Origin of the sequence: Achromobacter veterisilvae (assembly GCF_037619525.1) — a bacterium.
GTDB lineage: Bacteria > Pseudomonadota > Gammaproteobacteria > Burkholderiales > Burkholderiaceae_B > Achromobacter > Achromobacter veterisilvae.
In genome coordinates this window covers 5,488,150-5,510,735 of sequence record NZ_CP148753.1, presented here as the reverse complement: position 1 = coordinate 5,510,735, position 22,586 = coordinate 5,488,150, and the positions used below count along the sequence as shown (strand labels likewise).

At 67.4% G+C, this 22,586-nt stretch carries 22 protein-coding genes and 3 tRNA genes; 11 read left to right on the top strand and 14 right to left on the bottom strand.

Annotation, left to right across the window (positions count from 1 at the left end; genetic code table 11):
* Positions 1-9: 9 nt before the first annotated feature.
* Together WHX56_RS25550 and WHX56_RS25545 are read right to left on the bottom strand one after the other, a co-directional pair.
* Positions 10-1,956 (bottom strand): GH25 family lysozyme, encoded by a 1,947-nt coding sequence (locus tag WHX56_RS25550; RefSeq protein ID WP_338879342.1) that lies wholly within the window; start codon positions 1,954-1,956, stop codon positions 10-12.
* Positions 1,953-2,975, bottom strand: coding sequence for a GH25 family lysozyme (locus tag WHX56_RS25545; RefSeq protein WP_129245200.1), 1,023 nt, complete (start codon positions 2,973-2,975; stop codon positions 1,953-1,955). Before WHX56_RS25545 ends, WHX56_RS25550 begins: the two co-directional genes overlap by 4 nt.
* Positions 2,976-3,239: 264 nt before the next feature.
* Between WHX56_RS25545 and WHX56_RS25540 the strand changes: the two genes are divergently transcribed.
* Both WHX56_RS25540 and WHX56_RS25535 read left to right on the top strand, forming a co-directional pair.
* Positions 3,240-3,316, top strand: a tRNA-Arg gene (locus WHX56_RS25540).
* A gap of 82 nt (positions 3,317-3,398) precedes the next feature.
* A tRNA-Arg gene (locus tag WHX56_RS25535) sits at positions 3,399-3,475 on the top strand.
* A gap of 100 nt (positions 3,476-3,575) precedes the next feature.
* Here WHX56_RS25535 and WHX56_RS25530 read toward each other — a convergent pair.
* The gene (locus WHX56_RS25530; protein WP_129245198.1) at positions 3,576-3,806 is read right to left on the bottom strand and encodes a DUF3079 domain-containing protein; all 231 of its coding nucleotides are present in this window, start codon (positions 3,804-3,806) and stop codon (positions 3,576-3,578) included.
* A 197-nt stretch (positions 3,807-4,003) separates the two neighbouring features.
* Between WHX56_RS25530 and WHX56_RS25525 the strand changes: the two genes are divergently transcribed.
* Positions 4,004-4,080: transfer RNA gene (locus WHX56_RS25525), tRNA-Arg, on the top strand.
* Between the two features lie 94 nt (positions 4,081-4,174).
* Here the strand turns inward: WHX56_RS25525 and WHX56_RS25520 are convergent.
* The 3 genes from WHX56_RS25520 to WHX56_RS25510 form a co-directional block, all read right to left on the bottom strand.
* Positions 4,175-4,423 carry a hypothetical protein gene (locus WHX56_RS25520; RefSeq protein ID WP_129245196.1) on the bottom strand — a complete coding sequence of 83 codons (249 nt, stop codon included), beginning with the start codon at positions 4,421-4,423 and terminating at the stop codon, positions 4,175-4,177.
* Positions 4,424-4,556: 133 nt separating this feature from the next.
* Positions 4,557-5,156: a helix-turn-helix domain-containing protein gene (locus tag WHX56_RS25515; RefSeq protein ID WP_129245194.1), complete on the bottom strand. Its 600-nt coding sequence runs from the start codon at positions 5,154-5,156 to the stop codon at positions 4,557-4,559.
* A 151-nt stretch (positions 5,157-5,307) separates the two neighbouring features.
* Positions 5,308-6,108 carry an NAD-dependent deacylase gene (locus tag WHX56_RS25510; protein WP_338879341.1) on the bottom strand — a complete coding sequence of 267 codons (801 nt, stop codon included), beginning with the start codon at positions 6,106-6,108 and terminating at the stop codon, positions 5,308-5,310.
* Positions 6,109-6,275: 167 nt separating this feature from the next.
* Between WHX56_RS25510 and WHX56_RS25505 the strand changes: the two genes are divergently transcribed.
* On the top strand, positions 6,276-6,890 hold the full coding sequence (locus tag WHX56_RS25505; protein WP_338879340.1) for a cysteine dioxygenase: 615 nt from the start codon (positions 6,276-6,278) through the stop codon (positions 6,888-6,890).
* Between the two features lie 61 nt (positions 6,891-6,951).
* Positions 6,952-7,713, top strand: a complete 762-nt coding sequence (locus tag WHX56_RS25500; RefSeq protein WP_129245185.1) for an IclR family transcriptional regulator — start codon at positions 6,952-6,954, stop codon at positions 7,711-7,713.
* Here WHX56_RS25500 and WHX56_RS25495 read toward each other — a convergent pair.
* Positions 7,710-9,311, bottom strand: coding sequence for an FAD/NAD(P)-binding protein (locus tag WHX56_RS25495; RefSeq protein ID WP_338879339.1), 1,602 nt, complete (start codon positions 9,309-9,311; stop codon positions 7,710-7,712). The genes WHX56_RS25500 and WHX56_RS25495 overlap by 4 nt on opposite strands.
* Positions 9,308-10,276: a tripartite tricarboxylate transporter substrate binding protein gene (locus tag WHX56_RS25490; protein ID WP_129245182.1), complete on the bottom strand. Its 969-nt coding sequence runs from the start codon at positions 10,274-10,276 to the stop codon at positions 9,308-9,310. Before WHX56_RS25490 ends, WHX56_RS25495 begins: the two co-directional genes overlap by 4 nt.
* A gap of 279 nt (positions 10,277-10,555) precedes the next feature.
* On the opposite strand from WHX56_RS25490, the gene WHX56_RS25485 reads away from it, so the two are divergent.
* The 5 genes from WHX56_RS25485 to WHX56_RS25465 are packed head-to-tail and all read left to right on the top strand — an operon-like array spanning position 10,556 to position 15,527.
* The gene (locus WHX56_RS25485; protein WP_338879338.1) at positions 10,556-11,725 is read left to right on the top strand and encodes a CoA transferase; all 1,170 of its coding nucleotides are present in this window, start codon (positions 10,556-10,558) and stop codon (positions 11,723-11,725) included.
* Positions 11,722-12,444, top strand: a complete 723-nt coding sequence (locus WHX56_RS25480) for an enoyl-CoA hydratase/isomerase family protein (RefSeq protein ID WP_287751393.1) — start codon at positions 11,722-11,724, stop codon at positions 12,442-12,444. Before WHX56_RS25485 ends, WHX56_RS25480 begins: the two co-directional genes overlap by 4 nt.
* A gap of 31 nt (positions 12,445-12,475) precedes the next feature.
* Entirely contained in the window at positions 12,476-13,309 is an 834-nt protein-coding gene (locus WHX56_RS25475) for a CoA transferase (protein ID WP_338879337.1), read from the top strand.
* A complete protein-coding gene (locus WHX56_RS25470; RefSeq protein ID WP_129245175.1) occupies positions 13,302-14,036 on the top strand; it encodes a CoA-transferase subunit beta in 735 nt (244 codons plus the stop codon). Before WHX56_RS25475 ends, WHX56_RS25470 begins: the two co-directional genes overlap by 8 nt.
* Before the next feature lie 9 nt (positions 14,037-14,045).
* A complete protein-coding gene (locus tag WHX56_RS25465; RefSeq protein WP_338879336.1) occupies positions 14,046-15,527 on the top strand; it encodes a class I adenylate-forming enzyme family protein in 1,482 nt (493 codons plus the stop codon).
* 40 nt (positions 15,528-15,567) lie between these two features.
* Here WHX56_RS25465 and WHX56_RS25460 read toward each other — a convergent pair whose 3' ends face one another.
* On the bottom strand, positions 15,568-16,539 hold the full coding sequence (locus tag WHX56_RS25460; RefSeq protein ID WP_338879335.1) for a tripartite tricarboxylate transporter substrate binding protein: 972 nt from the start codon (positions 16,537-16,539) through the stop codon (positions 15,568-15,570).
* A 62-nt stretch (positions 16,540-16,601) separates the two neighbouring features.
* Entirely contained in the window at positions 16,602-17,471 is an 870-nt protein-coding gene (locus WHX56_RS25455) for a fumarylacetoacetate hydrolase family protein (protein ID WP_287751554.1), read from the bottom strand.
* A gap of 183 nt (positions 17,472-17,654) precedes the next feature.
* Here WHX56_RS25455 and WHX56_RS25450 point away from each other — a divergent pair, with 183 nt between their 5' ends.
* Entirely contained in the window at positions 17,655-18,323 is a 669-nt protein-coding gene (locus WHX56_RS25450) for a FadR/GntR family transcriptional regulator (protein ID WP_129245167.1), read from the top strand.
* 33 nt (positions 18,324-18,356) lie between these two features.
* Here WHX56_RS25450 and WHX56_RS25445 read toward each other — a convergent pair whose 3' ends face one another.
* From WHX56_RS25445 to WHX56_RS25430, 4 genes are read right to left on the bottom strand one after another with little or no spacing between them, the layout of a single operon-like run.
* Positions 18,357-19,253, bottom strand: a complete 897-nt coding sequence (locus tag WHX56_RS25445) for a GntR family transcriptional regulator (RefSeq protein WP_338879334.1) — start codon at positions 19,251-19,253, stop codon at positions 18,357-18,359.
* Between the two features lie 5 nt (positions 19,254-19,258).
* Positions 19,259-20,311: a 4-hydroxythreonine-4-phosphate dehydrogenase PdxA gene (gene pdxA / locus WHX56_RS25440; protein ID WP_129245163.1), complete on the bottom strand. Its 1,053-nt coding sequence runs from the start codon at positions 20,309-20,311 to the stop codon at positions 19,259-19,261.
* Positions 20,308-21,525 carry a D-threonate kinase gene (gene dtnK, locus WHX56_RS25435; protein WP_338879333.1) on the bottom strand — a complete coding sequence of 406 codons (1,218 nt, stop codon included), beginning with the start codon at positions 21,523-21,525 and terminating at the stop codon, positions 20,308-20,310. The genes pdxA and dtnK overlap by 4 nt, the downstream gene beginning before the upstream one ends.
* Positions 21,522-22,553, bottom strand: a complete 1,032-nt coding sequence (locus WHX56_RS25430) for a 2-keto-3-deoxygluconate permease (RefSeq protein ID WP_422393622.1) — start codon at positions 22,551-22,553, stop codon at positions 21,522-21,524. Before WHX56_RS25430 ends, dtnK begins: the two co-directional genes overlap by 4 nt.
* Positions 22,554-22,586 lie beyond the last annotated feature (33 nt).

The following is a 22,586-nucleotide window of genomic DNA, read 5'->3' as shown; positions in this document are numbered from 1 at the left end:
GCAGGCGGCTCAATCTACCGCTTTCAGAGCCACATTGTCTTGTCCGTCTTTGAAAAGACGGTACTGCGCTTCGGTTCCAAAAAACACTTCGCCAGTGGTTTTGGTGCCTACGCCCTTGATATTGAGCGTGCCGGAATACTGCCAGAGGGTCCAGGGGTTTCGGCCGCTCAGCTTTATTCCGGTCGCGCCATAGCTGCCCAGCCAGATCATGAATTCGTTGGAGCGGTCGTCCAGGAAGGTCGATAGGTTGTGGCGATTTCCATAGAGTAGCGGCGTTTTTTTATAGTGGCCGCGAACCCTGGACGCCAGGTCGAGTATGTCGGTCTTGGCCTTGTCCATCCCGATGGCGTTCAGGCAATCCAGTTGTTTCTTGCTCTCGCCTTTGGGGTGCACGATTTCTATCGCAAACGGCAGGGAGTCGGGATCCATGGATACGATGCCTGCGATGCGTTTCATCTGGTCGCTGGGCGATAGACAGAAGTCATACTTCAGGTAGGCGCCGCGATCCATCTTCAGCGCTTTGGCATTCGACCAGCGGTCCTTGAAGGTCGGGTCGGGGCCAGCCCAGCCTGCGGCTCGGGCATAGATGAATCGCGGGGAGTTTGCCTGGGAAAACGTCTGCCAGTCGATCCGGCCGTCGGCCGATGACAGGTCGAAGCCCTTGATGGGGTAGATGTCGGGCGGTTTGAAGATCTTTATGTCCGGCCTGCCGGGGATGCTGCTGACAGGACCCGGCGGCAAGGTCATCCGTTCGATGGCTTGGGCCTGTCCCGCCGGTGTAGCGGGTTCGGTCGGCACGGCCGCCACAGCGGTGCTCGATTCGGGCGTGCCGAATTTGGCCGGCGTTGAGGGTGAGCCCGGGGCGCCGTAGGCGTTGGCGGCCGTCATGACGCCCCGCGCGCCGCGGTCCGACAAGAAGAAGAACCCGCCCAATGCGGTCCCCGCTTGTGCGGGGCCTATCCAGGGCGCGCTGAGGCTGAATCCAGGGTTGGCTTTGGACTTCAGCCGGGTAATCCTGGCGTAGCTGCTGGAAAGGTAAGTCGTCAACGCAAGCGTGCGCGTGAGGCCTTGCTGTTGGACTTTTTCCCCGTCGTCGCCGACGACACTGTAGGCTTCCCAGTACAGCGGATCGGCCTCGCCGTTGGAGACGCCCTCGATAATCAGATCGAAGAATAGGCTGCCTCGACTCGGATCCAGTGAAAGTACGAAGTCGTCGCTGGATCCCGCTGTAAGCGCATAGGATCCTCGTTTTACAAATGTGTCCGGATTGCCTCCGGCCTTGCCGTTGGTGAAGAAGTTCCCGCCGTAGCATGCATTGACGAGCGTCAGAACATGGAAGTAGCGCGTTGCCAGCGCCTCTACCGCCGAGGCGAATTCCTGCATGCGGTACATGTGCTCGGACCCGCCGGGATCCTTGGCCGGACTTAGCACGAACGCGGCCGGCACATCGGTCTGCCCATCTTGGGTGCCGTACCGGCCGTGGCCGGAATAGGCGATCAGGAGCCTGGCCATCTTGTTGAAGTCGGCCGCGCGGTTGGGCAGGTACTTGTATAGGAAATAGTTAATGTTGTCGGGGGTCGCGTCCTTGTTTCGCAGCACGATGACTTCATCGAATTTCTGTGTCTCGACAAGAAACCGCACGAGCCGGTCGCCATCCACCTTGGCCGCCGGTAGATCGCTATTGGGCATGTTCGGATACGAATCGATTGCGATCACTAATCCGATGGCACGCGTAGCGGCGCTATCGGAGACCCGCAGAGCGTCTCTGATGCGCACGTCCAACTGTTGTTTCCCCGGAGCGGCATTGAAATGCTCGAAATACGGGCAATATTTGGCCTCGTGGGCCGGGGCGCCGTTCGCGCAGGTGCCGGAATAGGGTTCGGGTTCAGCCCCGAGAGCGGTTGCCGTCAGCGAGACGGCAATGCACCCCAGCCTCAATGGCGATGGACGTTTCATTCGAACGCCTTGATGCCGAGAAGGGTGTAGAACGTGGCGGGCTCGCCCTTGAAAATGTTGGCGTCGAAAGCATCGTTAAAGCCGATCGCCATCTTGGCGGAGTCGGTGTATTGCCACAGCACCCATTTGACACCGTTGATGGTTCTGGGAATCTCATTTGCCTGAGATGTCTTTGAGTAGTCGGCTATCCACAGAGGGTATCGTGAAAGTGCTTTGAATTTCTCTTCAGAGCCGATCCGCTCGTTCCACCATGAGCGAGCCGTATAGATCATCGGTTTGCGATTCAGCTCTGTTTCGACGACGGACAGGAAGGCCATGAGTGTTTCGAGAATCTCATCGGGCTTGCGATCCGTCCAGCGGTCCTTCGACGCCGAATTTTCCTTGTCCCACTCCAAGTCTACGACGGGGGGCATGTCTGTTTCCAGCAGGCCGCCGTTGGCCTTGATGACCTTGACGAAGGTCCTGCCTTGGATCTTTCCCCATTCCGCCGGGGCAATTCTGCCGTCGCCGCTGGAAAGGAAATGAAAGGCTCCGCGATGGACTTCGCTGCCTTTCGGCAAGTTTCCGGTTCGGGTCCAGAAGCTTGAGAACTTGGGGTCGAGATACCTGGCGCCTTGGGTGGCCTTCATGTAAATGAAGTGAACCTCGCGCTTGCGCAGTTGTTCAATGGGAAAAGCGGAGTGCGTGTGGTGGCTGATGTCGACGCCGAACAGTGAATTTGTGCGCGGCGTCTTAAGAACCGCATCCACTTTGACGTCGTCAGGGAAGCGGAAAGCGTTGTAGAGATTGAAATACTGGGTAGGGTCTTCGGAGCCGGCGGCCGCGTCAATCTTCAGGATTTCGTTGAAGAGATCCTTGCGGGAAAGATCATCGGTCAGGTAGACCAGCCCAAGGGTCGCGGCGCTTGTCGCGGCAGCCGATTCGGTAGGTGTCGTATCCAGGGCGTGGGCCGATTGCAGGGCAAACAGCGCGGCAATTGCGGCCAGATAGGCTTCCAAGCGGCGAAGACTCGAGAGCATGGAGGCGCTCCTCTTCAAAGATGGTCGACAGACCCCTGCTTGGCACCGTGCGCCACTCGTCTTTGAGCGGCTACACGCGACGCTTGAGCAAGTGGCAGGCCCGGTTGGTTCCACGCACGCTTTTTACTGCCGCGCCGGGGTGCGCCGCAATGGTGAGAACGCACTCCTTCCCGTGCATCGGGCCGGCTTGGCGTTCCTGTGCCCGGGCCCCCTGACTTGCGCAGACCCCGAATTAGGGCTATCATTCAAGGCTTGCTTTGAAACGCGCCCGTAGCTCAGCTGGATAGAGTACCTGGCTACGAACCAGGGGGTCGTAGGTTCGAATCCTGCCGGGCGCACCAGTTCAATGAAGCAAGAGCAGTAAGAGTAAACGCAATAAAAAAGCGGCAAGATTTTCTGATATAATTTTGCCTCTTTGCCGAAGCGCCCGTAGCTCAGCTGGATAGAGTACCTGGCTACGAACCAGGGGGTCGTAGGTTCGAATCCTGCCGGGCGCGCCAAGTTCCAAGTCATTGGGCCTGGCCAATACAGCAAAGAAAATGGAAAGGCCTTTGATCTCGCATCGAAGGCCTTTTTGTTTTGCGGCGCGGGCCTGGCTTCTCAGTGCGCCTGCGTGGCCGGGTGTTTTTCCTTGGCGGCGTCTTGCGGCGCTTCTTCTTCGTCGAAGCCCCAGTCTCCCACCGTGTACCAGTCGTCGCCCAGCAGTTCCGCGGGATGCATGGTGCGGCCCGATCCGTTGCCGCAGGCAAGCGAATCGGTCGGACAGTAGCGGTCGCAGCCCCAGCAGATGCGTTCGGGGTGCGTGGGATGCAGCGGAAACTTCTTGGCCATGGCGGATGCCTGATGTCTGGTCCGCGTCGGGAAAAGGGGTGAATCGCGGCGCGGCGCGGATCCGTCGCGTACGCATCCAGCGTACTGCGCTGCGCGAGCGTTCTCCTTGACCGCGGTCAAACATGGCCGGGCCTGCCAGGCGCCGGCCCGATTTGCGCGCGGCGTTTGTTCCATGGTATAAACACGCCTCTTTCGGGGCGCCCGTAGCTCAGCTGGATAGAGTACCTGGCTACGAACCAGGGGGTCGTAGGTTCGAATCCTGCCGGGCGCACCAACCCAATTCGAGAACATTGCCGCGGTTTTGGCGGAATGTGAAAAAAGCGGCTTGATGATCTGTCATCAAGCCGCTTTTTCTTTCTGCGCGGCATTCATTGTCGGCGCCGGTCCATCGCCGTCAACGCAGTGCCGCTCTTGAGCAACTGATAGGCCTGTCCGCCCAGCCATGCGACCTTGTCGCCCGCGCTGGTGCGGCATACGCAATGGGTCTTGGGGTCGAAGCGCGACGTGCCCAGCGCGGAATACGCGTCAGGGTCCGAGACGAATCGTTCGATGCGGTACAACGTGCCGTCCGGGGCGGTGGCGAGGACGTCGGTAAGTCGTCTTGCTGTGCCGAGCATATTCATACCTCCATGCGCGGGTCAATGATGTGTGCGGCGCCAAAGTCGTTTGAACATTTCAAGAGTGCCAGGCGGGAAGTTCGATGTTCCGGCGCGGGGCAGGGCCTGCCCATCCTTTCAGGACGAACGGGTCCTAATGAAAATGTCCTCCTAACAATGAATCGTCGAGCTGGTCGGGAGAGACGCCCAGGGCTTCGGAGACGCGGTCCAGGATGACCTGCCGGGGCCGTGGGCGCGGCCGTTCCAGTTCGACATAGATGGAGTGGTCGACGCCTAGCCGGGCAGCCATGTCAGCGGTGCTGATATTGAGATGCTCGCGCCATGCGCGTATCAGGCTCCAGTCGTTGCCGGTTTTCAGATTGACGACAGCTAATGGCACGTGCCCTTGGCCCGCGGCAAGCTTCTTGCGCGGCGCAGGTTTCCTGCGGGCATCGTGCACGCCGCTTCTTGCGGCGCTTTTGCGGGATTCGCCGCGAGGCGCGGTGACGACGGATTCGGCGGTGAAGATCGCGCCGCCATTCACTTGGCGATACTGGTCGTTGCCGATCCAACAGAGGGTTTCGCCGTTATCGAGCATGCATTCGCAATCCAGGTGGTAATTGCTGGGCATGTTCTCGAGTTTGGCGATGGTTTCGGTGGTCGTGGCGTGACGCACCACACGGTGCAGGACACCGTCTGGCGAACGCACGAACACGTCGGGAAGTCTCCAGGAAAACGGAATGATGATCTCCACGGCCGAAACCTATTTCGCCACTGTATCCCGCAGTGCGCACGGTGGGATTTGGGGTTTCCCCTGGACTCGCGGGCAGCGTGGATTCAACGCGACACCGTTGGCTGCAATCCTCACGAATCTTCACGCTGCAAGGCCTCCGGATCGCAGTGCGCTACGGATCGGAAGGGCGGTCGCCGGCGCCGAATCCCGCGCTGGCCAGCAGCTCGGGCACGATGTCGGCGGCCGCGCCGCGCAGGTTGTGATGGGCGCGCGCATCCAGCGGCGTGGCGGCGGGGTTGATCTGCGCCACGACCGCGCCCGCGGCCAGCGCGCGCTGCGGCAGTTCGGCCGCCGGGTAGACCAGCGCCGAGGTGCCGATGCTCAACAGCAGGTCGCATCGTTCCGCGGCGCGGATGGCGGTGTTCCAGGCGTCGGCGGGCAGGCTTTCGCCGAACCAGACGACGCCGGGCCTCACCGGCGCGCCGCAGCGCGCGCATGCGGGCGGCGCGATGCGCCGGCCTTCCTCCGGTTCGCTCGGCGCGCCTTCCGGAAACGGCTGCGGCGTGCCGCAGGACGAGCAGCGCGGCGCGTGCAGGCTGCCGTGCAGATGCACGACGTGGGCGCTGCCCGCCCGTTCGTGCAGGTCGTCCACGTTCTGCGTGACGACGATGAGTTCCGGGACGCGCCGCTCCAGTTCCGCGATGGCGCGGTGCGCGGCGTTCGGCGCGGCGCGCAGGACCTGGGCGCGCCGCCATTCGTACCAGCCCCAGACGATGTCGGGGTGGGACCTGAACGCTTCGGGCGTGGCCAGCGCCTGCGCATCGAAACGGGACCACAGGCCCGTCAAGGCGTCCCGGAAGGTGGCGATGCCGCTTTCGGCGGAAACGCCGGCGCCGGTGAAGACGACCACGCGGCGCGCCTCTTGCAGCGCGCTCGCCAGCGTGGCGGGTATGTCGTGATGCGGATTTTTCATTTCTTATCTTCGAGACAGTCCGATACGCTGCACGCGCAGGGGCGGCCCTGTCAAGAAAAGCTCGGCGCGATCGCCCGGCCGGCGGCAGGGCCATGAGTGCGCATCCGTCCCGAATCGTGGATACTGTTTTTTCAATCTGGGATATCCAAACGCCTTGGAGAAACGCAATGCCTGAATCTCACGCCGGCCTGGACCGGCTGCGCCATTTCATCGCCACCGCGACGCGGCTGGCGTCGCCGACGGCGCTTGCGCAGACCCCGGCGCTCGAGGCCGCGTTCGCCGACCTGGTGCGCCACGACGACTGGCTGCCCGAGGCCTGTACCGCGCCGCATCCGCAGTATTACCAGCAGTACCTGCTGCACTGCGACCCGCTGGAGCGGTTCTCGCTGGTGAGCTTCGTCTGGGGGCCGGGGCAGGCCACGCCGGTGCACGACCACGAAGTGTGGGGCTACGTGGGCATGCTGCGGGGCGCCGAGGTCAATCAGCGCTACGTCCGCGATCCGGACGGCCGCATCGCGCCCGCGGGGGCTGCGACCACGCTGAAGCCGGGCGACGTGGAGCGCCTGTCGCCGGCCGAGGGCGACATCCACCGCGTGTCCAATGCCTACGCGGACCGCGTGTCCATCAGCGTGCACATGTACGGCGGCAATATCGGCGCCGTGTCGCGCCATGTCTACGACCCCGCCAGCGGGCAGGCCAAGCCGTTCGTGTCGGGCTATTCCTCGGCCAGCCTGCCGAACCTGTGGGACCGTTCGGAGGCCGTCCGGGCGGCCATCGCCTAGCAAGCCTGTTCTCGCGCGGCGTCTCATGCTATGTTTCTGTCCTAAATATTAGGAAAAAACCATGGACAAGACGCTGCTCAAAGGTCTGATGGTGTTGGAGGCGGTGACCGACGTGGACAATCCGCCGCGCACCATCGACGCGCTGGCGGCCCGGGTCGGGCTGACCCGCAGCAACACCCACCGCACCCTGCAGACCCTGATACACGCCGGCTACGTGATCAAGGACGATGACGGCGGCGGTTATCGCGGCGCCGTGCGCCTGTTCGAACTGGCGGCCCGCCAGCTCGCGCAGTTGGACGTGCGCAAGCTGGCCGCGCCCTTCATGCGCGCGCTGGCGGACCAGACCGGCGAGACCGTGCACCTGTCGGTGCTGGACGGTTTCGACGTGGTCTACATCGACAAGATCGACAGCCCGCAGCCGATACGCGCCTATTCGATGGTGGGCGGACGCGCGCCCGCCTACGCGGTCGCCACCGGCAAGGCCTTGCTGGCCTACCAGGCCGAGGGCTATGTCGAACGCTATGCCGACAGGCTGCTGCGCCATACGCCGTCGACCATCGTGTCCATGCCGCTGCTGAAAGACGAGCTGCGCAAGATCGCGCGCGCCGGCTACGCGGTCAACCGGGGCGAATGGCGCGAAGGGGTGGGCGGGCTGGCCGTGACCCTGTTTAACAGCCTGGACCAGCCGGTGGCGGCGGTCGGCATATCCGGCCCGCTGGACCGCCTCAGCGCGGCGAGGATGAAGCAGTTGGCGCCGGATGTGGCGGCCTGTGCGCAGTCCATTTCGCAGGGGATGGGTTATCGCCGGGGCTTTCTGGGCTAGCGCAAGGCTTCTTTCAGCATGGGCGGGCCCTCTCGGGCGCCCGCCCGCGAGATCTCCGCGGCGATGCGGCGCGCCTGGTCGCGCGCAAGCCGCGCATTCACGTCCATGGACGTGGTCCAGAAGTAGGTGCCGCCCGCCAGGCTGCCCAATACTGAGATACCGGGCTGGACCTCGCCCCGCGCGTTCTTCAGGCAGCCCGTTCCGTAGTCCAGCGCCAGGCCGCCATGGGGATCGGCCCGCGCGTGTCCGTCGCGCAGCAGCGAAGCCACCAGCGGGTCTTGCGCGCCCGGCGCATCCACCGAGAAGCTGGTGGCGTTGACCAGGTAGCGGCTGGCGTGCGTGGAGATGGCGCCCGAGGCGCCGCGCAGCCGCGTATGGAACAGCCCGTTGGCGGCGTCGTACCGGCTGTCCAGGTAGCCGGCGCCGACCTGCAACTGGCCCGTGCGGAACAGCGCCTGGAGCTTGAGCGCATTGCGCATGGGGAAGGTGGCGCGCCGCGCCATCCACAGCGAGCGCCATTGCGATTGGAAGCGGCCGCGTTCGGCATCGGGCATCAAGTGCCAGATCTGGTCCACGGCCGCATTGGTCGCCGCCGCCACGGCCTGCCACGGCCGGGCCGCCAGCGCGGACCGCCTGATCTCTTCGTCCAGCGCGATCCGCGCATCGCCCGCCAGGCCCAGCAGGTCGTCCGCGTCCACGCTGCCTCCCAGGGCCAGCACCTCGTCCTTGAGCGCCGCGGCGATCACGTCCACCGACAGGCCGCCGCCGTGCCTGGCGGCAAGCCGCAGCGCGCCGTCGCGGCTCAGGTGGCGCAGGCTGTCCGGCGGACGGTTGTGGGGGCTGCGCACGGCGGGCAGGCGGCCATTGCGCGAGACGCACAGGATAGGGCCGCGATGCGCCGCCTGCTGCAAGGCGGCCACCGCGTCCACGGCGCTCAGGCTCGTGCCGACGATGCAGACCGGCGCGTCGGCGGCGATGCCGCCGGCCAGCGCGTGGACGGGATAGGGGCTGTTGAAATAGCCGGGCGCGTCCCGCAGGCCGGGGAACGCCAGCGAGGGCAGATTGCCGTTGCACAGCACCGCAAGGCGCGCCACGCAGGGCGCGCCTTGCTCGGGTTCGACGCGCACGCCTGCGCCGGCAGACAGCGGCGCCACGCGGCGCACGCGGCTTTGCGCGTGCGTGAGCGCGACGCCCAGCGTGCGCGCCAGGTTCCGGGCCCGCGCGTAGACCGCGCGCATATAGGCCCCGAACAGCGGGCGGGGCAGGAAATCGGCGGGGTCTATCGTCTCCGCGCCCTGGGCGCGCAGCCAGGCGGGGTCCTGTCCGCGCAGCCACTCCACGAAGTCCAGCCTGTGGTCCGCCAGCGCCGACATATTGCCGGCGGGGATGTTGAGCAGGTTGCTGGACAGGTCGTCCTGGTAGGCGCCGCCCGGGCCCGGTTCGGCCTGCGGTTCGTACAGGACGATGGCGGGCGGCGGGCCGGCGGCGGGATCCAGGCGGAGCAGGAACTGGTAGAGAAAGCTGACGGCCACCGAACCGCCGCCCACGATGGCCAGGTCCGCCGCGGGCGGCGAGGACGTTGCGCGCGGCGCCGTCATTTGGCGGCCGACAGGCGCACGACTTCCGCCCAGCGGGCGACTTCCTGCTTGAGCACGCGGCTGGTGTCGGCGGGCGTGGTGGCCACGGCGTCGGCGCCCAGTTTCAGCGCGGCCTGCTGCACGGAAGCCATGGCGGCGGCCTTCTGCATTCCGGCCGACAGCTTGTCCACCACGGCCGGCGGCGTGCCCGCGGGAGCCAGCAGCGCGTAGGTGGTGGCCACCGAATAGTCCTTCACGCCTTGCTCCATCAGGGTGGGCAGGTCCGGCAGCGCGGTGGCGCGCGTGGCGGTCGTCACGCCCAGCAGCCGGATCTTGCCGCTGGCCACCTGCGGCAACAGCGCCGGCAGCGTTTCGATGACCATGTCGATCTGGCCGCCCAGCAGGTCGGTGATGGCCGGCCCGCTGCCGCGGTACGGCACGTGCATGAGCCGGGTGCCGGTCGCGACCTGGAAGAGTTCGCCCGCCATGTGCTGCGACGTGCCGGGTCCGGCCGAGCCGTAGGTGATGGATCCGGGCTTGCTCTTGGCCAGGGCGACGAGTTCCTGGACGTTCCTGGCGGCGATCTTGTCGCTGTTGACCGCGACGGCCATGGGCATGCTGGTGGCCATGGACACGCCGACGAAGGCGGTGCCGAAGTCATAGCCCGGCTTGTCCGGCATGGCGGCGTGGATCGCATGGCTGCCCACGGCGCCCATCAGCAGCGTGTAGCCGTCCGCGGGGGACTTGGCCACGAATTCCGCGCCGATCTCTCCGCCCGCGCCGGCCTTGTTCTCCACCACCACGCTTTGGCCGAGGTAGTCGCCCAGGTGTTGCGCATAGATGCGCGCGGCGGCATCGGTCGCGCCGCCGGGCGGGAACGGTACGACCATGCGCACGGGTTTCGCGGGCCAGCCGTCCGCCGCGGCCGGGCCGGCGGCCAGCGCCAGGACCGCGCCTGCCAGGGCAATGCGCCACAACTTTTTCATGGAATTCTCCTTTGGGTGGATGGGGCCGCCTGTAGTCGCTGCGGCCATTTATTAAGTCCTAAAATATAGGATTCATGTATCAATAAATGGTTTACGTAGAATTCCACACGGTGATATGCTGGTCAACAATTAAGCGATGCACCTAGGGATTGCACTGAGATTCAAGCGGAATCAAGGCGAAATTGGCCAGGCCAGGCCGGATGATGCCATTCCGGGCGGCGCGCTCTTATAATATTTTTCGAATCCCAAATATTGAATTTTCATAACGAGAGGTCAGACATGACACCCAATTCGGCACTGGCCGGCATCACGGTGCTGGAAATTTGCAACGTCGCGGCGGGCCCGTTTTGCGGCATGTTGCTGGCGGATATGGGCGCCGACGTGATCAAGGTCGAGAACCCCGAAGGCGGCGACACACTGCGAAGCTGGCCGCCCATCTCCGACGGCTACAGCGAGAACTTCGCGTCGCTCAACCGCAACAAGCGTTCGGTGACGCTGAACTTGAAAGACCCGGCCGACCTGGCCCTGGCGCGCGAACTGGCGTCGACGGCGGACGTGCTGATCGAGAACAACCGGCCGGGCGTGATGGACCGCCTGGGCTTGGGCTACGCCCAGTTGCGCGAAGTGAATCCCGCGCTCGTCTATTGTTCGATTTCGGCTTATGGCCAGTCGGGGCCGCGTTCGCAGGAAGGCGGCTTCGACCTGACCATCCAGGCCATGAGCGGGCTGATGAGCGTGACGGGCGAAGCTGGCGGGGAACCCGTGAAGTGCGGCGTGCCGGTAGCGGACTTTTCGGCGGGGCTGTACGGGGCCTTCGCCATCGCGTCGGCCCTGCGGGCGGCGCAGGCCAGCGGGCAGGGCACGCACATCGACGTGCCGATGCTGGGCGCGACGCTGGGCATCGCGGCCCTGCAGACCTCGGAGTTCTTCGGCAGCGGCCGGGATCCGGTCAAGCTGGGTTCGGCGCATCCGCGCAACGCGCCGTACCAGGCGTTCCGCTGCAAGGGCGGCTACTTCGGCATGGCTGCGGGCAACCAGGCGCTGTGGAAGGGCGTGTGCGCCGTGGTCGGCCGGGAAGACCTGCTGGCCGATTCCCGCTTTACTGATACCAGCGCCCGCGCGCGCAACCAGACCGAGCTGCGCGAGATCCTGGAGGCCATCTTCGAGGCCGAGGACGCGCAGACCTGGCTGGCGCGCTTCCGCGCCGCCGGCGTGCCGTGCGCGCCGATCAACACTTATTCCGAAGTGCTGGCCGACCCGCAGGTGGAACACATGGGCTGGGTGCAGTCAGTGGAACTGCCTAACGGCGTGCGCACGCGCACCTTCGGCCTGCCGGTGCGCTTCGACGGCGAGACCACGGCCTTGCGCCGCCGCCCGCCCGCGCTGGGCGAGCACAATGACGAAGTGCTGGGCGCGCTGCGCGCGGGCAAGAAGGGGGCGGCGGCATGAGCGGCGCCCTGCGTATCGACGGACAGGGCGACAGCCGCGTGTTTACGCTGTCGCGGCCCGAGAAAATGAACGCGCTGTCGGCCGACCTGGTGGAGGCCCTGATCGCCGCGCTGGACGAGGCCGAGGCGCAAGGCGCCAGGCTCATCGTGCTGAAGGGCGAAGGCAGGAACTTCAGCGCCGGCTTCGACTTCGGCGATTGGGAGGCGCAGAGCGAAGGCGACCTGCTGCTGCGCTTCGTGCGCATCGAAATGCTGCTGCAACGGCTGGCGGGCTCGCCCTGCCTGACCGTGGCGCTGGCGCATGGGCGCAACTTCGGCGCGGGCGTGGACCTGTTCGGCGCCTGCAAGTGGCGCGTCAGCGCGCCGGACGCCACGTTCCGCATGCCCGGGCTGAAGTTCGGCCTGGTGCTGGGCACGCGGCGTTTCGCGTCGCTGGTGGGCGCGGAGCGCGCGCGCGCCATCCTGGAGCAGGCCGCCACGTTCGGCGCGGAAGAGGCCTTGCGAGACGGCTTCGCCAGCCGGCTCGCGGCGCCGCCAGCATGGCCGGACATCGAGCGGCAGGCGCTGGAGACCGCGTCCGCCCTGACGTGCGCCAGCCGCGTCCAGCTATACGCGGCGCTGTCGGCCGAAGCGCCCGACACCGACCTGGCCCGCCTGGTGCGCTCGGCCGCCCAGCCCGGCCTGAAGGCGCGCGTGGCGGCCTATCTGCAGGCGCGCTAGCCCTACAAGACAAAGCAGGCAAGGAGACAACATGGCATCGGGATTCAACCAAGAGAACAAGCGGCGTTCGCTGGCGGAGCTGGCGGCGCTGGTGCCGGACGGGGCGTCGATCGCCCTGGGCGGCAGCTTTCTGCACCGCGGGCCGTTCGCCTTCGTGCGCGAACTGATCCGCCAGGGGCGGCGCGGCCTGGAACTGGTCAAGCAGTCGCCGGGCTACGACGTGGACATTCTGTGCCGCGCGGGCGCGCTGCGCCGCGTGCGCGCGGGCATCGTCGCGATGGAAGGCAACTTCGGCCTGGCGCCGTGGTACCGCAAGGCCGTGGAGCGCCGCGAGATCGAACTGGAGGAGCATGCCTGCGCCAGCCTGACCGCCGGCTTGCGGGCGGCGGCTTTCGGCGTGCCGTTCCAGCCTTGCGGCGGCCTGCACGGCAGCGGGCTGCCCGAACTCAACGGCTGGAAATGCCTGGACGACCCCTACGGCAGCGGCCAGAAGACCTGGGTGGTGCCGGCGATCCGGCCCGACTTCGCCGTGATCCAGGCTTCCGAGGTGGACGCGCGGGGCAACGTGCGGGTGCATGGCACCGCGCACTGGGACCGCATCATGTCGCGCGCCGCGGGCAGCGTGCTGGTGGTGGCCGAGAAAGTCGTCGACAGCGCCGTGTTCGAGGCGAACCCGGAATCCACGCTGATCCCGTTCTTCATGGTGCAGGCGTACGCGGTGGTGCCGCGGGGCGCGTGGCCGGGATCCTGCTGGCCCGACTACGCCATCGACTATCCGGCGGTGGAGGCATACATGGACAAGCAGGGCGATCTGCAGGCGCACATGGCCGCCGCGCCCGAAGCGCAAGAGGTGCATCATGGCTGAGCAATGGTCGGGCTTTTCGTACATCGTGACCAACCTGGCGCGCTTCATCCGCCCGGACGAGATCACCTTCAGCGGCGTGAATTCCACCATGCCGATGCTGGCCTGCCTGCTGGCCAAGCGCGCCTACGACTTCGATTTCGTCTACATCAACGTGGCCGGGGGCGTGAACCCGCGGCCTTCGCACATTCCGCTTTCCAGTTCGGATCCGGTGCTGGCGGAACACACCGCGTCGATCTTCTCGAACGAGGACTTCTACGACCTCTGCACCCGCGGCCGCATGGACCTGACCTTCCTGGGCGCGGCGCAGATCGACGGCGAGGGCTGCGCCAACAATTCCTGCATCGGCGACTGGCACGAACCCAAGGTGCGCCTGCCGGGCGGCGGCGGCGGCGCGGTGATGCTGCCGACGGCCAGGCGCGCCTGCACCTGGCGCACGGAACACTCGCGCCGCACTTTCGTGCCCAAGCTGGACTTCATGACGTCCTGGGGCGGGTTCCACGGCGTGGTGACGCCCATCGCGGTATTCGTCAAGCGCGACGGAAGGCTGGCGCTGCAATCGTGGCATCCCGAGTCCAGCCTGTCCGAAGTGCGCGAGCGCACCGGCTTCGACTTCGACGCGGCGGGGGCGGCGCCCTCCGAGCCGCCCACGGCGGCCGAGGCCCGCGCCTTGCGCGAGCTGGATGCCGATGGGCAGTTCGAACGCGACGCCGCGGTCGCGCTGCGCTAGGAGTCCGCCATGACGATACCCGATGCCACCCTGGCGGCGGCGTGCGCGCGCGCCTGGAGCCAGCCGCAATGGGCGGCGCGCCCGGCCATCGTGACCGCGGAAGGCGCGCTGACGTATGAGGATCTGCATGGCCGGGTCGGGCGGGTCGCGGGCGGCTTGCGCGCGGCCGGCGTCGCGCCCGGAAGTTATGTGGCGATCGCCATGGAGCGGTCGCTGGAGCAGGTGCTGGCCATCCTGGGAACGATGGCGGCGGGCGCGTGCCCGTGCCCCCTGGAGCCGCGGCTGTCGGTCGAAGAGACCGCAAGGCGCGTGGCGGCGGTGGGCCTGGCATGGATGCTGTACGACGAGCCCAATGCCGGAACCGCGCAGGCCAGCGGCCTGGCGCCGGCGCGCCGGCTGGACGCGGGGCGCGTCGCGCAAGGCCCGCTGGACTGGAGCATCGCGGCCGGCGTCGCGCCCGGCGACCCCGGCCTGCTGCTGTTCACCTCGGGCAGCACGGGCCACCCCAAGGGCGTGCTCCTGAGCCACCGCGGCCTGGCCAACAATGCGCGCGGCGTGCTGGCGCACACCGGCCTGACGCCGGAAGATCGCCTGCTGCACGTGATGCCGCTGCACCATACCAACGCGCTGAACAACCAGATTTTCGCGCCGCTGCTGGCGGGGGCCAGCGTGGCGCTGGCGGGCCGCTTCCGCGCGGACGACATGCCGGGCCTGCTGCGCGCGTTCCGACCCACCATCGTCACCGGCGTGCCCACCATGTACGCCCGCATGCTGGAACTGGAATTCGATCCGGACAGCCTGGCGGGCCTGCGCTTCGCGCGTTGCGGCTCGGCCCCGATCACCGAGGCGCTGCACCGGCGCATCGAGGCGTTCCTGGGCTGCCCGCTGGTGGTGTCCTATGGTTTGTCGGAGGCCACCTGCACGTCCACCATGAATCCGCCCGGCGCGCGGCGCGTGGGCTCGGTGGGCACGGTGCTGGCGGGGCAGAGCGTGAGCCTGCGCTTGCCGGACGGCACCGAGGCCGCGCCGGGCGGCGAAGGCGAGATCTGCATCGCGGGCGATAGTCTGATGCTGGGTTACCTGGGCGTGGAGGGCGCGGACGAGGGCGCGTTGCGGCTATTGCGCACCGGCGATCTGGGGCGTTTCGATGAACAGGGCTACCTGAGCATCACGGGCCGCATCAAGGACGTGATCATCCGGGGAGGCGAGAACATCTCGCCCGCGCTGGTCGAGGGCGTCGTTACCGGTTTGCCGGGCGTGGCGGCGTGCTGCGTCGTGGGCGCGCCGGACGCGGACCTGGGCGAAGTGCCGGTGATTTTCGTACAGCGCGCGGGCGATGATGGGCCGGACGCCTCGGCCATCCAGGCCGAGGTGCTGGCCCGCCTGGGCCGCATTTATGTACCGCGCGACGTGCTGTGGCTGGAGCGCCTGCCCGAGAACGCGGTGGGCAAGGTGGACCGCAAGGCCCTGGCGCGGCAGGCCGCCGCTTAGCGGCGGCCTTCCATGGCGCGGGGCCCGCGGGCTCCGCCGTTTACTCGACCTTGCCTATTTTCTGCACCGCCTGCTCCAGCGATACGGAATCCTTCTTCCAGTATTCATCGAAGGCCGGCGCATCCAGGTATTGCACGGGGCTGCCGGTGCCGGCGATCCGGGATTGCACGCCGGGATCGTCAAGGATTTCCTTGACGGTCTTGCGCAGCCGGTCGACGACCTCAGGCGGCGTGCCGGTGCGGGCGAATACGCCGGACCATTGCACGAAGCTGATGTCGTAGCCTTGCGATTTGAAGGACGGCACTTGCGGCAGGCTGTCGAGCCTGCCGTCACCCCAATGCGCCAGCGGCCTGACGCGCCCGGCCTGGATCAGTTGCATGACGCTGGACGGACCGGTGGCCAGCGCGTCGACCTGTCCGCCGACCAGCGCCTGCACCGCCGGGCCGGCGCCGGTGAAGGGCACATGCATCATCTTGATTCCGGCCGAGTTCTGCAGCATTTCCATCGGAACGTGCATGGTGCCGTAGATGCCCGAGCTGCCGTAGCTGAACTTGCCGGACTGGTTCTTGGCGGCGTCGATGAACTCCCGCAGCGTCTTGTAGGAGGCATCGGCGCGCACCACCAGCACCGTCGGATCGGCCGTGATCCGCGCGATCGGCACGAACTGATCCAACTGGTAGGCGGGCTTGCGTTCCAGCAGGCGGTCCGCCGCGGGCAGGATGGAGATGGACGACAGGCTCATCAGGATCGTGTAGCCGTCAGGCTTGGCGCGTCCCGCCTGGCCGATGCCGATGGCGCCGCCCGCGCCGCCCTTGTTTTCGATGACGATGGGCTGGCCCATCTTGTCGCCCATGGCCTGGGCCAGCGGCCGCGCAATCGTGTCGGCGACGCCGCCGGGCGGGAACGGCACGATCATGGTCACGGGATGGTCGGGATAGCCGGCGGCCATCGCGCCGGCCGCGCCAAACGATAGCAGGGCAGCCGCGGCCGCCTGCTTGCAACGCAGGTTCATGTCTCACTCCTTGTGTCGTTAGGTGCCGCGTCGTCGCGCCGTGTCCATGCCGGCGCTTTGTCTTAGACGAAGCGGTTCTCGATCCTGCCGATGCCGTCGATCTCCACCCGCACCACATCGCCGTGCTTGAGGAACTGCGGCGGGGTCAGGCCCTGGCCCACGCCGGCCGGCGTGCCGGTTGCGATGACGTCGCCCGGATACAGCGTGATGCCTCGCGAGCAGGTTTCGATCAAGGTGGGAATGTCGAAGATGAGGTCTTCGGTGTTGCCGTCCTGGCGCAGTTCGCCGTTCACCCAGCAGCGCACGCGGGTTTTCCGGCCGTCCAGTTCATCGGCCGTCACCAGCCACGGGCCCATGGGGCAGAACGTGTCGAACGATTTGCCGAGGTCCCACTGCTGGTGGCGCATCTGCACGTCGCGCGCCGTGACGTCATTGACCACCGTGTAGCCGACCACATGGCTCATGGCCTCCGCGCGCGAGATATTGCGGCCGCCTTTGCCGATCACCACCGCCAGCTCGGCCTCGTAGTCGATTTTGTCCGAAATGCCCGTGGGCAGCCGGACGTCGGCCCACGGGCCGACTACCGTTTCGGGGACCTTGGTGAACACGATGGGCCAGGACTCGGGATTGGCGTCGTTGTCCTTGAATACCGAGTCGCGCAATTCCTTGGCGTGCGCGTGATAGTTGCGGCCGACGCAAAACAGGTTGCGCCGCTGCGCGGGCAAGGGGGCTTCGTGCTCGACCTGGTCCCAGCGGTAGGATGGGCCGGTCGTGGCCGGCAAGGACCGGCCTTCGGCCAGCAATTGGACCGCGGCCAATGCGCCGCCGTCCGCGAGATCCCGCGGGAAGCCCAGCGCGGTGACAGTGGCGCCGTCATCGGAAACGACGCCCACCCGGCGTTCGCCATCGACTCGGAATACTGCAATCTTCATTTCTGCTCCCAGGGCGGCGCTAGCCGCCTTTGATTTAATACCAAAAAATACCAATTAAAGTATTTTCAGGCCCAATTTCGATTGTGAATATACCAAAATAAACCGATTCGGCGAAAAATTCGACATATCATCTCAAATTGGACTGGTTTGGTATCATTGGCGCCGATCATTCCAGGAAAGCCCATGAACAAAGCTTCCGCCTTGCGGGCGGTCATCATCGAGAACCTGCAGTCCGGCGCCTGGCCGGCCGGGCACCGCCTGCCCACGGAGCGCGCCCTGAGCGAGCAGTTCGGCATCAGCCGGTCCACGGTGCGCCGGACCCTGTCCGAGTTGAAGGATGAAGGGCTGATCTCGCAGCGGGTGGGGAGCGGGACCTATGCCAATCCGCCCTCGGCGCTGGCGCAGGCCGAGGCCGTATTGCGCAGCGAAGTGCTATCGACCAGTCCGGCCGAACTGATGGCGGCGCGGCTGGTGCTGGAGCCGGCCATCGCCGCGCTGGTGGTGCGGCACGGCACGCCCGCCGACTTCGCCGCCATGCAGAATGCCTGCCGGGAAGCCGAGGCCGCGACCAGCTTTGAAGCGTTTGAAGTCTGGGATGCCAAGCTGCACGAGCTGATGGCCACGGCCACCCACAATCTCTTTATCGAAAAAGTGTTCGCCTTGATGACGGCGGCCCGATCGCAGGCCAGTTGGGGCGTGCTCAAGCGGAAAAGCCTGACGCCGGAAAGGCGCCAGGCATATCAGGCCGAGCATCGCGAGATTGTCGATGCGCTGCACGAGCGCGATAGCGAACGGGCCATGGAAGCCGTGCGGCGGCATCTGCTGCACGTGCGGGACAACCTGCTGGGATAGCGGGGAGGGGCCTCGCGGGCGGCGCGGCGCGTTTCAGCGCTGGCCGCGCAGCCTGGCCAGTTCGGCGGACAGTTCGGACACCAGTGCCTGGGCGCGCGCGAGCGGATCGTTCCCGGCGGCTTCGGACGCGGCGCTTGCCGCGGGCGGCGCGGTCTGCAAGCGGGGCTGCACGCTTTCGTGGCCCACGCTCACGTCCACGTCGAACACCAATTGCTCCGCGCGGTGCCAGGTGGTGAACCATTCCAGCGGCTGGCCGTGCTGGTCCATGCCGCGGCCCTGCAGCATCAGCAGCGGGGTGCCCACCGGCGTGTCCAGCAGGCCGGCCAGCGCGGCATCGGCGGCGACCGCCCGGATCTGGTTGCGCCCCGCGCCGGGGCGCAGGCCGAAACGGCGCGTGAGCACGCCGTGCAGGGAGGCGTCGGCCAGATCTTCGGCACGCAGTCCGGGGACGGCGTCGGCGGGGAGCCAGGTGCGCACATAGGCCAGCGGCGCTTCGGCCACATGGCGCAGGCGTTCCAGCATCAAGAGGCGGCCGGTGCCGAAGAACTCGGCGACTTCGGCCGGCGGCTCGGCGCGGGCGAAGGTCAGCACGCGCGTTTGCAGGGCCACGCCCGATTGGGCGAATTGCTCGTACAGGCCGGTGGAGCGCTGCACCAGCCGGCGATGTTCCTGCGGCGCCGCGACGGTGGCGGGGCGTCCGCTTTCGCGATGGATCAGACCTTCGGCGGCCAGGGCCGCGAGCGCCTGGCGCACGACGCTGCGCGCCACGCCGAAGCGTTCGCACAGGGCGGCCTCGCTGGGCAGCGCGGCGCCGGCCGCGAGCTTGTTGCCGCGGATGTATCCGCGCAGCAGGGCCGCCACCTGGGCGTGCAGCGGCGTATCGCCGGAGCGGTCAAGAACGGGCAATGCGTCGTGCGTGGCGGGCGCCATGGGAATCAACCTCCGGTTTGTGCCCGCGCAGTTTCCCATACATGCGTCCAGCCCGGGGCCAGGTGTGCGGCGCGCTCGGCGGCCAGGACCAGGCTGTCTTCGCGGGCGATTCCCTTTCCGGCGATGTCGAAGGCGGTGCCGTGGTCCACGGACACGCGCACGACCGGCAGGCCGACGGTGATGTTCACGCCGTCGTCGCCGTAGACCGCCTTGAAGGGCGCGTGGCCCTGGTCGTGGTAACAGGCGATCACGAACTGCCATTTGCCGCGCACGGCCTGCGGGAACAGCGCGTCCGCCGGGATCGGGCCGGCCGCCAGGATGCCCGCGGCATTGGCTTCGGCCACCGCGGGCGCCAGGATGTCGGCGTCTTCGCTGCCGAAAATGCCGTTTTCGCCCGCGTGCGGGTTCAATCCCGACACGGCCACCGGCTGGTCGCCTCGGCCCAGCGCCTTGGCGAACGAGCCGGCCAGGCGCAGCACCGCGCGCATGCGCGCCGGCGTCAAGTCTTCGATGGCCTGGCGCAGCGACACGTGGGTGGTGGCGTGGAAGATGTAGAGGTCGCCGGCCGACAGCACCAGCGAGAAGGTCTTGACCCCGAACTCGTGGGCCAGCAGTTCGGTGTGGCCGGGCCACTTGTGGCCGGCGGCGTGCATGGCGGCCTTGTTCAGCGGGGCGGTCACGATGCCGTCGACTTCGCCGGCGCGCGCCAGGGCGCAGGCCGTGGTGACGAAGCGCACCGATCCGTCTCCCGCGTCCGCGCTGATTTCGCCCTGCTTGACGTGGGCCAGCGACGGGCCGGCCTGCAGCACTTCGATCGTGCCGGGCGTGTTGGCGCAGTCGGCCGCCCGGTCCAGCTTGCGGACGATGGCGGGGTCGCCGCCCAGGCCGCGCACGGCATTGGCCATCACGTCCACGTCGCCGACCACCAGCAGGCGGGCCTTCTGGCGCAGGTCGTCATGGCCCATCAGCATCTTGGCCGTGATCTCCGGCCCGATGCCCGCCACGTCGCCCAGGGTCACGGCCAGCAAGGGCAGCTTGTTGGGTTGGGGTTGTGTCATCGCTTGAATCTCCTGTCGCGGATCGCGCGGACCGCGCGAACCAGTACGTCTTCGGTGCCAAAGCCGCCGGCCTTGGTCACCACGGGCAGGCCGGCGGCCGTGCCCCCGGTCAGCGTGCCCAGGGGCACGCCGCCCATGACTTCGTCCACCAGCGCGATGCCGCGGGCGCCGAGCGCGACCAGGACGCTGCGCGCGCCGTCGCCGCCGGTGGCCACGACGCCGGCCGCCTGCGAGGCGGCGATGAGCTGCGCGGCCAGGCTGCCCAGGCGTTCGGCGACCGTCTCGGAGTCCAGGCCGTCCAGTTGTCCTTCAGGAGCCAGCAGCAGCACGGTGCCGGCTTCCCGCGGGGTTTGCGCGTGCGCTTGCAGCAGGGGGCGGCTCCAGGCCTGCCATGCCGCGTCGTCCGCCAACTGGGCCAGCGACGGCGTCCAGGTGTCGGCGCCCGCGGCCCGCAGGGCGGCGGCTTGCGCGCGCGCCGCGCTGTGCTGGGAGGTCACGACGACCACGACGGGCGCCGTCTGGTCGGCGCCGGCCCAGACCCGGGCCAGCGGCACGGCCAGGCCGCCCGCGCCCACGGGCAGGGCGCTTTCGCCCAGCAGGCCGATGGCGCGCGCCAGCCGTTCCAGGTCGGCGTCGGTGGCCGCGTCGACCACCACAATATTGCCGGCCTGCCGGATGCGCGCCGCCAGCGCTTGCGGCGTGTCGCCGTCCCGCGCCGCCACATGGGCGCAGCCCAGCAGGGTGGGAATATGGCTTTCGGTCACCGGCGTGACCGGGTCGGTGGCGGCCGAGGTTTCGGTGACCGGCTTGCCGTTCACATAGAGAATGCCTTGCTCGACGGTGCGGCCGGTGGCCGGGAACGCGGGGCAGATCACCGCCACCGTGTCCGGGCCCCAGGCCTCGCGCGCCGCGTCGATCTCGGCCTTGAACGCGCCGCGCAAGGTGGAATCCACCTTCTTGTACAGGCGCGACACGCCGGCCGCGCGCAGCCGCTGCACGTTCCGCCGCACGGCCTGGGCCGCGTCGGCGGCGGACAGGGCGCGGCTATTGGTCGTTACCGCCAGCACTTCGACGCCGGCCGTGGCCGGTCCCGACAGCGCTTCGTCGGCGCCGCCGATGGACAGGTGCGTGCTCCAGCCGGCGCGGACGAACTGCACCGCGGTGTCGCCCGACCCGGTCAGGTCGTCGGCGACGATGGCGATCGTAGGATTCAAAGCGCCTCCCCGCGCGCTTCGCGCAGGCCGGCGGGCAGGCCCTCCGGCGCGTCCGCGTCCTCGGACTTGAGTTCACCCGCCCGCTTGAGGAAGTACGAGGCCAGCACCGGCGCCAGGATGGAACTGATCAGCACGCAGGCGGCGACCTGCGCGGTGGCGGCCGACACGTACTGCTGGAAGTTGGGGTCGGCGGCCGCGACCACGGCGGGCGTGGCGATGGCGTTGCCGGCGGTGGTGCCGGCCGCGAAGCCCAGGCCGCTCTTGCCGCCGCGGCGCAGGATCAGGCGATAGCCCAGGTAGACCAGGCCGCCCGTGATGGGGCTGATGACCAGGCCCAGGAGCAGGCCGCTGAAGCCGCCGCTGATGACCGCGCCCAGGTTGATGCCGGTGCCCAGCGCGAAGGCGAAGAACGGGATGACGATGTTGGGCACGGGCTTGAGCACGTCGCGCCACTTGGGATCCAGGTTGCCGACGAGCACGCCCAGCAGGAACGGCACCAGCGCCGCCACCAGGGCGATCATCGGAATGTCGGCCATGCCGGACGCGCCCAGGAACAGCAGGCTGAAGAAGGGGCCGTCGTTGATCGCGCTGGCCACGTAGGCGCCGCGGTCGCGGGCGTCGCCGTATTGGCCGGTGTAGGCCAGCCACAGGCCGCCGTTGCTGTTGTCGAAGGCCGCGAGCATCGCCAGGATCGAGATGCCGAACACACCGTCCAGGCCCACGTAGCTGCCCAGGATGATGATGAGGGTGGCGGGCACGATGGTTTTCATCAGCAGGATGGTGCCGGCGGTGGCCAGGATGGGGCCGCCGGTGCGGGTGTTGACCTGCGTGCCGGTCGCGAAGATCAGCAGCGCGATCAGCGGCATGGCGCTGTTCTTGAACAGGGCGGTGGTGAAACCGCCGATGGTCAGCGCGTCAGGGGCGAAGGTGCCGATCAGGGAACCCAGGATCAGCGGCACCAGCATCAATCCACCGGGGATTTTCTGCATCATGCCAAAAAGGGGCGAGCGGGAAGTTTCGTTCGACACAGTCGGAGTCTCCAGGACGGTTTTTGTGGTTGC

Bases quoted from the DNA above. Each gene is read 5' to 3' on its own strand.
- WHX56_RS25480 (WP_287751393.1), top strand. From the start codon at position 11,722: ATGAGCGGCGCCCTGCGTATCGACGGACAGGGCGACAGCCGCGTGTTT.
- WHX56_RS25510 (WP_338879341.1), bottom strand. From the start codon at position 6,108: ATGAAAAATCCGCATCACGACATACCCGCCACGCTGGCGAGCGCGCTG.
- WHX56_RS25545 (WP_129245200.1), bottom strand. From the start codon at position 2,975: ATGCTCTCGAGTCTTCGCCGCTTGGAAGCCTATCTGGCCGCAATTGCC.
- WHX56_RS25450 (WP_129245167.1), top strand. From the start codon at position 17,655: ATGAACAAAGCTTCCGCCTTGCGGGCGGTCATCATCGAGAACCTGCAG.
- WHX56_RS25500 (WP_129245185.1), top strand. From the start codon at position 6,952: ATGGACAAGACGCTGCTCAAAGGTCTGATGGTGTTGGAGGCGGTGACC.
- WHX56_RS25530 (WP_129245198.1), bottom strand. From the start codon at position 3,806: ATGGCCAAGAAGTTTCCGCTGCATCCCACGCACCCCGAACGCATCTGC.
- WHX56_RS25475 (WP_338879337.1), top strand. From the start codon at position 12,476: ATGGCATCGGGATTCAACCAAGAGAACAAGCGGCGTTCGCTGGCGGAG.
- WHX56_RS25455 (WP_287751554.1), bottom strand. From the start codon at position 17,471: ATGAAGATTGCAGTATTCCGAGTCGATGGCGAACGCCGGGTGGGCGTC.
- pdxA (WP_129245163.1), bottom strand. From the start codon at position 20,311: ATGACACAACCCCAACCCAACAAGCTGCCCTTGCTGGCCGTGACCCTG.
- WHX56_RS25445 (WP_338879334.1), bottom strand. From the start codon at position 19,253: ATGGCGCCCGCCACGCACGACGCATTGCCCGTTCTTGACCGCTCCGGC.
- WHX56_RS25495 (WP_338879339.1), bottom strand. From the start codon at position 9,311: ATGACGGCGCCGCGCGCAACGTCCTCGCCGCCCGCGGCGGACCTGGCC.
- WHX56_RS25470 (WP_129245175.1), top strand. From the start codon at position 13,302: ATGGCTGAGCAATGGTCGGGCTTTTCGTACATCGTGACCAACCTGGCG.
- WHX56_RS25485 (WP_338879338.1), top strand. From the start codon at position 10,556: ATGACACCCAATTCGGCACTGGCCGGCATCACGGTGCTGGAAATTTGC.
- WHX56_RS25550 (WP_338879342.1), bottom strand. From the start codon at position 1,956: ATGAAACGTCCATCGCCATTGAGGCTGGGGTGCATTGCCGTCTCGCTG.
- WHX56_RS25520 (WP_129245196.1), bottom strand. From the start codon at position 4,423: ATGCTCGGCACAGCAAGACGACTTACCGACGTCCTCGCCACCGCCCCG.
- WHX56_RS25465 (WP_338879336.1), top strand. From the start codon at position 14,046: ATGACGATACCCGATGCCACCCTGGCGGCGGCGTGCGCGCGCGCCTGG.
- WHX56_RS25490 (WP_129245182.1), bottom strand. From the start codon at position 10,276: ATGAAAAAGTTGTGGCGCATTGCCCTGGCAGGCGCGGTCCTGGCGCTG.
- WHX56_RS25505 (WP_338879340.1), top strand. From the start codon at position 6,276: ATGCCTGAATCTCACGCCGGCCTGGACCGGCTGCGCCATTTCATCGCC.
- WHX56_RS25460 (WP_338879335.1), bottom strand. From the start codon at position 16,539: ATGAACCTGCGTTGCAAGCAGGCGGCCGCGGCTGCCCTGCTATCGTTT.